The organism is Colwellia sp. MB02u-9, from assembly GCF_014077085.1.
Lineage (GTDB): Bacteria > Pseudomonadota > Gammaproteobacteria > Enterobacterales > Alteromonadaceae > Cognaticolwellia.
The window spans coordinates 59,385-67,659 of the sequence record NZ_JACGVF010000063.1 but is presented as its reverse complement, the minus strand read 5'-3'; the positions used below and the strand labels follow the sequence as shown (position 1 = coordinate 67,659).

The following is an 8,275-nucleotide window of genomic DNA, read 5'->3' as shown; positions in this document are numbered from 1 at the left end:
AATTAAAAATTAAAAATTAAAAATTAAAAATTAGAGAATTAAAGAAATGAAAATAATAATAATCTCAATCGTATGTGCTTTAACTATGATTAGTGGCTGTGCCTCAATATTGAAAACTAACTTAAAACTAGATGATACATATTATGCCGATATTTGGTCTAATGAAGATGATGATTTCTGGTATGAGAACTATAATTATCAAAGAGTAATTAACTCAAACGAGAGATTATTTGTTAGAGCAAAAAAAGACCTTGATTTTTTTAATGAACTACCTGGTCAATCAAACTTTTCAGAAAACGTAATGTATGCAGTGACGACAACTTACGAACCGATAAATTATCAACAATCAAGCTCTCAATATAAAGTCACACGCGTTTTGACTAAAACGGATCTTGATGCTATCCAGTCAGCAATAGATCTTGATAAAGAACAAAAGAATCAGTTAGTGATGGAATTGCAGCAGCAAGCAGAAAAACAGAAGCGGAAGGAAAAAGAAGCTGCAGAAATCGCAAAAATAGCAGAAGAAAAGGCTAAAAATGCTCAAAAAGAAAAGGCGCTAGTAGAGGTCAAGAGTTGGCGGAAAAACAACTTAGCCAACGCTAATTTTATCAATGCGGTATGGTTTTTAAAATACCCTAAAAACACCAATTACGTAACTGACAAAAGCGATTGGACTAAAGCTAAATACAGCACAGACGACTGTGTTTACGCCGACTGGTTTGGCTCAAGCCTTCGCGAAATTGATTTCAATCGAGTGAACTGGAAATCTCAAAAGGTAGATGGGAATGCTTGGAGCGCAGGGGACTATGCGGGCTACAACACATACATCACAGTCGAATGTGTTGGCAAATGTGATAATGGCAGCAACAAGATGCAATTCAATACCGAAGACATATCCCGAACACAGCGCGCATTAAGAGACATCAAAGAAATGTGTCCAGGTGTTGATCTGCCTTATTGAGTGGAAGAATATTGCTATATTCTGGTCACGTCTTCCACGTAAAGCGACATTACTTCTATACTAAAGCATTTTATGGAGTGGCGCTTTAGTAACCCAAGGGTGAACAATGTGATTCATTATCTACTGAGTTGATGCTATTTTTAGCTTGCATGTAGTTAGGTAACATATAACTATCTGTACCTAAACGTGTTGCATAAAAAAACAGCAGCTAAGGTTGTGGTATTTTTCAATTTTTCCATGCTGAATCTGTACTTTTATTAAGCGATGGATGTTTTTTGTGAGTTGGCAGGCAGTAAAAAAGGTAACCTAAGTTACCTTTTTTACTGAAGACAAAAATATTAAAGAAAAAACTTAAGCGGTGTTATTTAATAAATAATATTAACGTTATTCGAGACAGTCTTGGCATTATCAATGGCTTCTTCAACTGTTTCACCACGTGCAATTGCGACACCTAAACGCCGATGACCATTAATATCCGGTTTGGCAAATAATCGAATTTGCGCACCGGCAACGCTGCCGAGTGCTTTACCCAGGTTGGCAAACTTAATATCATCAGATACGCCATTACCTAAAATAACACTCGATGCGCTTGGTCCATATTGAATAATACGACCAATAGGAAAACCTAAAATGGCGCGAACATGCAAGGCAAATTCTGAAGCATCCTGTGACACCAAGGTAACTAATCCGGTATCATGCGGGCGAGGGGATACTTCGCTAAAATAAACCTGATCGCCTTTGACAAAAAACTCCATGCCGAATAAACCATATCCGCCCAGTTCAGTGACAACTTTTTTGGCGATATCTTGTGCTTGCTGAAGTGCTAGCGCTGACATTGCTTGTGGTTGCCAAGATTCACGGTAATCGCCGTCTTCCTGACGGTGACCAATAGGGGCGCAGTAATGAATACCGTCAACGGCACTCACTGTTAATAGCGTTATTTCATAATCAAAGGGCACAAAACCCTCAATAATAATACGACCTTCACCGCTACGACCGCCAACTTGAGAATAGGTCCATGCGTTGTCTACATCAGCATCGCTTTTTACAACACTTTGGCCTTTACCAGAGCTACTCATGACAGGTTTTATCACACAAGGTTTACCTATTTTATCAACCGCAGATAAATATTCTTCTTTGCTGTCTGCGAATATATAGGGTGACGTTTTTATACCTAATGTTTCAGCTGCGAGGCGGCGAATACCTTCTCTGTCCATGGTGAGTTTTGCCGCACGGGCTGTGGGTACCACATTAAAACCTTCTGCTTCTAAGGCAAGTAAGGTATCCGTGGCGATTGCTTCTACTTCTGGGATAATAAAATCAGGCTTTTCGGCGCGAATAATTTCTGCTAATTTTTCACCATCGAGCATACTGACCACATGGGACGAATGCGCGACTTGCATTGCCGGTGCATTTTTATAACTATCTGCCGCAATCACTTCAATACCGAAGCGTTGCAATTCAATCGCAACTTCTTTACCCAGCTCTCCAGATCCTAAAAGAAGGGCTTTTGTCGCACTATTCGCTTTTGCACTGCCAAAAATTGAAACACTCATATTATTCGACTCACTGAAAATTTGAAGGGATGATATGGCCAAAGATATTAACAGAATTTTTTATGTTTTGAGGATATCGGATAAAAAAACCTCTGATATTTGTAAGAAAAATATTAAAGGTATTTAATTTCCAGGTAAGGCAGAGGGGGGGGGAGATTTATCTGCCACCACATGCCCAGTTGTGACTATTTTTTTTATTAAAGACTTTGTTCGCCATCAAAAGCCTCAAGCACCGCATCATCATAAGTAATATTTAGAGTTTTTTTTAACAACAGCAGAAAACGATTGTTTTGAATTCTGAATTATGTGAAAACCCTTGAGTAATAGACTAGAAATCGCCGGCTATTGGCCTTGCTATTACTTTACACATACCTAAATGAATCTAATCCACTTGCGTCAATATCTGGCTCATTGCCCGAGACTATATCGGCTAATAGTTTTGCCGAGCCACAAGCCATAGTCCAACCCAAAGTACCGTGCCCCGTATTGGTATATAAATTAGCTAGCTTAGTTTTACCAATAATAGGCGTGCCATCTGGCGTCATAGGACGTAACCCCGTCCAAAACTCTGCCTCGGCTAAGTTACCTGCTTTAGGAAATAAGTCCTGAACCACCATAGCGATAGTGGCTTTTCTTTTTTCAGGTAGATCTAAATTAAAGCCGTTTAATTCTGCCGTACCTGCCACCCGAATTCGATTATCAAAACGTGTTATAGCAACCTTGTAAGTTTCATCCATCACAGTTGAAACAGGTGAGAATTGTTCATCGGTCATTGGAATAGTGAGTGAGTAGCCCTTGACAGGGTAAACAGGTAAATTAATACCTACTGGCTTCAATAAGTTCACAGAATAACAACCCAGCGCGACCACATAAGCATCAGCTTTAAGTTCACCAATAGAGGTATCTACCCCCGTAATATTAGTCTTATCAAAGTGTAATTTATTTACCTGAACATTGAATTTAAATTCAACACCCGCCATTTTAGCCATGTCAGTAAGTTGCTGACAAAATTGGTAACAATCGCCCGTTTCATCATCGGGTAAGTGCAGGCCAGCAACAAGCTTATCTTTAACCAAAGCAAGGCCTGGCTCAGCTTTAACACACTCATCAACATTTAATAGATTAAATCGTACATCACTCTCTGCTAATAACTTCATATCTTTTTGCACTGCCTCAACCTGTGCATGGTGACGAAAAACTTGTAGCGTTCCTCGCTGACGACCTTGATATTTTATGGCATGATTTTTAGCTAAATCTGACAAGCATGCTCGACTGTAATTCGCCACGCGCAACATACGATTTTTATTAACCTGATAGTGACTCTCATTACAGTTTTTCAGCATATTCATCAGCCAAAGATAAAACATCGGTGAAGCACTTGGCTTTACAATAAGTGGCGAATGTTTATGGGTTAACCATTTTAAGGCTTTTAGCGGAATACCCGGGGCAGCCCAAGGAGAAGAATAACCATAAGATAACTGGCCTGCATTAGCGAAACTGGTTTCTTCAGCACTTCGGCTTTGGCGATCAACAACTGTTACCTGATGCCCTGCTTGAGCCAAATACCATGCAGAGGTTAGCCCGACTACGCCAGCGCCTAAAACGATAACTTTCATACTGATCACTTAAATGTTGTTAAATCATAAAATAGTTAACTACTATGTGAAAAATACCTATCTTCTACAATCGATATTAATTAACATCTGTGTTTAGTCATTCTAAAGGCTATGAGTATTGATGAAATTAAAAGGTAACATAGCATCGGGTTTAGTGACGTTTGAGGTAGCGGCCGAATTAGGCAGTTTTACTCAGGCTGCCATTTATTTAAATATTACAACAGGTGCGATAAGTCAGCAGATAAACTTGCTAGAAGAACAACTTTCAATAATCCTGTTTGAAAGGCACTCGCGAGGCGTTCGATTAACTCAAGCAGGCCAACAATTATATAAAGTAGTAAAAAGCAGTCTTGAAGATATAAGCGAGGTAATTGCAGCGTTACATCAAGAAGAAAATTTCGATGGCGAGGTAAGGTTAAAATTAACGCCTTCTTTTGCCTTCAAATGGTTAGTGCCTCGCCTTGAGAGATTCTACAATCGTTATCCCAATATTAGCATTCAAACATTTGCTGAAGGTGCGCTAGTTGACCATCAAAGCAATAACTTTGACTTAGCCATTGATTACAGTCAATCTGCTAATTTTCAGCAAAAAAGTGACTTGTTTTTATCTGAACAATTGCTTCCTGTGATGAGTCCTGGATATTTTAAAACCTTTAACTGGCAAGATACCTCTGTAGAAAATCAACAAACGATTTGGCAGTCGGTCACCCTATTACATGATGCTCAGCCATGGCATGGCGCAACCAAAAATACCGAGTGGCAATATTGGTTCAAGCACATGGGTATTACAGCAGACAGTAAGCAGGGGCATTATTTTAATCGAACTGATATGGCTATGGCTGCAGCCGAAGCAGGATTAGGGATAGCTATGGCTCGATATGCCTTAGTTGAAGAAGATTTTAAACAAGGAAAACTGGTTTCGCCATTTAATCCCATAGCAGCCAATGCGGGTTATTACCTGATCCAACACCATTCTTCTTCAGCCATTAACTGCTTTAAGCAATGGTTATTAGATGAAAAACAAAACTTTATTAACTAACCAAAGTTCAGGTTAACTAAAACGGTAGCCAAAAATAATAGCTCTTCCATTGCTCAACTAGGTCATACGGTGTTAAGACAAAGAGCGGTTTAGCTTGATAAGATACTGGCCGATGAATGCCAGCAATGAATCAATCAAATGATGTTAGCGGTGTCCGAAGCGGGTGGTGTAGGTATTGCCGCACCACAGAGACTGATGCTGACCCGAGAAGTGAATGCGCGGAAGTTTTATACGACCACGCGGATATATTTTTACTTTTCATAGTAATACATGCCCATCGTAGGTAAATTTACGGTCATATTAGATGACGTTAAAACTACTATTGTATGTGTGTTCTGGCTAGAAGATAGTGCGATAAGTGTAAGGCTATTTTTAAAAAAATATAATTATAACATTAGTTTAGAGTGAGCCTGGGTTGGATGAAGTCAATGAAAGCCGAGATTCGTCTAGCAACCGAAGAAGACTTATAAAAAACGGCATTGATCTGCTCGCGATCCGTATTGGTGAGTTTTCCTTGCTCTAAAACAGCAATAAGTCTACCTGCTGCAATATCTTCATTGATCATAAAGCCGGATAAGCAGGCAACGCCATTTCCAGCAAGTGTTAGTTGACGCACGGTTTCACCGCTGCTGGCGGTCAAATTCGGTTCAATATAGTCAATCCCGGCTAATGGCCAGCGGTTTAATACTTTTGAACCCGTAAAACCAATCAGGTCATGGCAAGATAAGTCGCTGACTTTTTTTGGCACACCTCTTTTAGCGAGATACTCAGGGGAAGCCACCATATACAGCAGACTTTTTCCTAACGGGCGGGCGTGTAAAGTGGAATCGTTTAATTTACCGATGCGAATCGCTAGATCGGTTCTTTTCTCCAATAAATCCACAAAACCTTCATTAGAGGTGAGCTCGAGTTGAATGTCAGGGAACGCTTTTTTAAACGATTGGATAAGTGGAACAAGTTGATGAAATACAAAAGGGCTTGCCGCATCAATGCGCAACCTGCCTGCAGGTAATTCTCCACGAGAAATAAGCTGCTCTTCGGCCTGACGAATATGTAACAGTCCCACACGGACAGACTCAACAAACTGCCGCCCTTCATCAGTCAGCTCGATCCGCCTTGTAGTGCGGTTTAAAATGGTGACACCTAGCTGTTTTTCAACTTTGCTCACCGCGCGGGACACTCTAGCGACCTGAATATCTAAGCTATCAGCTGCAGAAGAAAAGCCGCCACTGTCGATTACCGTAAGTAGGATTTCTAAATCATCGGAACGAGTCAGCACGTTTTTTCTCTTCAATCTCAAAGTTTATTTTTGCAATATTAACAAAAGTAATTTGTTAATAACACGGTTTTTCACGACTTAAAAATCAACAATAATGCGCACATCAAACGAAAACACATATTGTGTTCCAATATTAAAGCAGAAAAAGAGAGAAAAATAATGCCGTTAGCATTACTCGCATTGGCGCTCAGCGCCTTTGCCATCGGAACGACCGAATTTGTCATTGTAGGGTTAATCCCCACCATGGCACAGGATTTAAGTGTATCATTGCCTTCCGCGGGGCTGTTGGTTAGCCTGTACGCAGTGGGTGTTGCCATTGGTGCACCTGTTTTAACCGCGCTGACAGGGAACTGGAACCGCAAGCATGTATTGCTTTGTGTAATGGCGCTTTTTGTCGCGGGTAACTTACTGGCGTGGCAAGCTCCCGGATATGAAACACTGATTGCCGCTCGTATATTAACGGGTTTGGCGCATGGTGTGTTCTTTTCAATAGGCACGACTATTGCGACAGGTTTAGTCTCAAAAGACAAGGCGGCGAGTGCGATTGCCATCATGTTTACGGGCTTAACCGTCGCACTGGTGACGGGCGTTCCCCTGGGGACCTATATTGGCCAAACGTTTGGCTGGCAGGCAACCTTTTTAGCGGTGGCACTACTCGGTTTAATTGCACTTATCGGCAGTGCGCTGTTAGTGCCCAATAACTTAAAGCAGGCAGCGGCGACTAAGATTTCCGCGCAATTGAAAGTACTCTCGGAGCCTCGTTTACTCTTGGTATACGCAATCACAGCGATTGGTTACGGCGGATCCTTCATTGCCTTTACCTACTTAGCACCTATTCTGGAACAAATTTCTGGTTTTGATTCAAGCGCTATCGGTCTGATTATGTTGGTTTATGGAGTATCGGTTGCTGTAGGTAATATCTGGGGCGGAAAAATGGCGGATAAAATGGGGCCAATTAAAGCGCTAAGCATTATTTTTACAGGCCTTGCTACTGTGCTACTGGTGTTCAACTTCACTGCGGTGAATCCCATTGCAGCGGTAGCCACTATTTTAGTTTGGGGCGCATTTGCCTTCGGTAATGTCCCTGGCCTACAAGTTTACGTCGTAAAGCTGGCTGAAAAACATACACCTGATGCAGTTGATGTTGCATCTGGTCTTAACATTGCCGCATTTAACGTGGGTATTGCACTGGGTGCGTGGGGAGGCGGTTTAATCGTCGAACAAGCAGGACTAATGAACACACCTTGGATTGGCGCGATTGTGGTGTTATTTGCGCTGGTGTTAACACGCTTTAGCGGCGCATTAGACAAGAAAGCGCAGAAGAAGGCATTGATGACGCGAACTGCTTAATTCTTAATAGAGTCTAACCACATCATCATTAGAAGCGATATTTATAAAAATACCGCTTCTTTTTTTTCGCATTTTTTATACTTTAATGGATAGATAGATAGTAATGGCAACTGTTTTTATTACCGGTGCAAACCGTGGATTAAGTCTTGAATTCGTAAAGCAATATGCATAGCGAGTGCCACCCTAAGGGGTAGACACAGAGATGTGTCTAATGAACATCCATTGGTGGTCCAAAAGATACTCAGTCACCTGAAGGCAAAAAATGTCGAAGTCGTTGAATTATTAGCCTTGAATTATTGGCCTCATATAGCCCCCACAAAGTAGAGCGCCGCCTCAGATAAGACTGTTTGAATCAAAACCGTTCATCATAAACAATATTCAGCGCTGGTTTTAACAACAGCAGAAAGTGCTTGTTTTGAATGCTGAATTATATGAAAACCGTTGAGTAATCGACGATAAACAGCCAACCTTCAC

At 41.1% G+C, this 8,275-nt stretch carries 6 protein-coding genes; 3 read left to right on the top strand and 3 right to left on the bottom strand.

Annotation, left to right across the window (positions count from 1 at the left end; translation table 11 throughout):
• The first annotated feature begins 46 nt into the window (after positions 1-46).
• Positions 47-961: a hypothetical protein gene (locus H4J65_RS01275; protein ID WP_182194508.1), complete on the top strand. Its 915-nt coding sequence runs from the start codon at positions 47-49 to the stop codon at positions 959-961.
• 365 nt (positions 962-1,326) lie between these two features.
• Here the strand turns inward: H4J65_RS01275 and purT are convergent, their stop codons facing one another.
• Both purT and H4J65_RS01265 read right to left on the bottom strand, forming a co-directional pair.
• Positions 1,327-2,517 carry a formate-dependent phosphoribosylglycinamide formyltransferase gene (gene purT, locus H4J65_RS01270; RefSeq protein ID WP_220461227.1) on the bottom strand — a complete coding sequence of 397 codons (1,191 nt, stop codon included), beginning with the start codon at positions 2,515-2,517 and terminating at the stop codon, positions 1,327-1,329.
• Between the two features lie 362 nt (positions 2,518-2,879).
• Positions 2,880-4,133 carry a D-amino acid dehydrogenase gene (locus H4J65_RS01265; RefSeq protein ID WP_182194505.1) on the bottom strand — a complete coding sequence of 418 codons (1,254 nt, stop codon included), beginning with the start codon at positions 4,131-4,133 and terminating at the stop codon, positions 2,880-2,882.
• A gap of 121 nt (positions 4,134-4,254) precedes the next feature.
• On the opposite strand from H4J65_RS01265, the gene H4J65_RS01260 reads away from it, so the two are divergent.
• Complete coding sequence (locus H4J65_RS01260; RefSeq protein WP_259367466.1) at positions 4,255-5,172, top strand: LysR substrate-binding domain-containing protein; 918 nt, start codon at positions 4,255-4,257, stop codon at positions 5,170-5,172.
• A 394-nt stretch (positions 5,173-5,566) separates the two neighbouring features.
• On the opposite strand, the gene H4J65_RS01255 is transcribed toward H4J65_RS01260, so the two are convergent.
• Entirely contained in the window at positions 5,567-6,451 is an 885-nt protein-coding gene (locus H4J65_RS01255; RefSeq protein WP_182135433.1) for a LysR family transcriptional regulator, read from the bottom strand.
• A gap of 159 nt (positions 6,452-6,610) precedes the next feature.
• Between H4J65_RS01255 and H4J65_RS01250 the strand changes: the two genes are divergently transcribed.
• Entirely contained in the window at positions 6,611-7,801 is a 1,191-nt protein-coding gene (locus H4J65_RS01250) for an MFS transporter (RefSeq protein WP_182135550.1), read from the top strand.
• The last annotated feature ends 474 nt before the right edge of the window (positions 7,802-8,275 follow it).

Bases quoted from the DNA above. Each gene is read 5' to 3' on its own strand.
- H4J65_RS01250 (WP_182135550.1), top strand. From the start codon at position 6,611: ATGCCGTTAGCATTACTCGCATTGGCGCTCAGCGCCTTTGCCATCGGA.
- H4J65_RS01260 (WP_259367466.1), top strand. From the start codon at position 4,255: ATGAAATTAAAAGGTAACATAGCATCGGGTTTAGTGACGTTTGAGGTA.
- H4J65_RS01275 (WP_182194508.1), top strand. From the start codon at position 47: ATGAAAATAATAATAATCTCAATCGTATGTGCTTTAACTATGATTAGT.
- purT (WP_220461227.1), bottom strand. From the start codon at position 2,517: ATGAGTGTTTCAATTTTTGGCAGTGCAAAAGCGAATAGTGCGACAAAA.
- H4J65_RS01265 (WP_182194505.1), bottom strand. From the start codon at position 4,133: ATGAAAGTTATCGTTTTAGGCGCTGGCGTAGTCGGGCTAACCTCTGCA.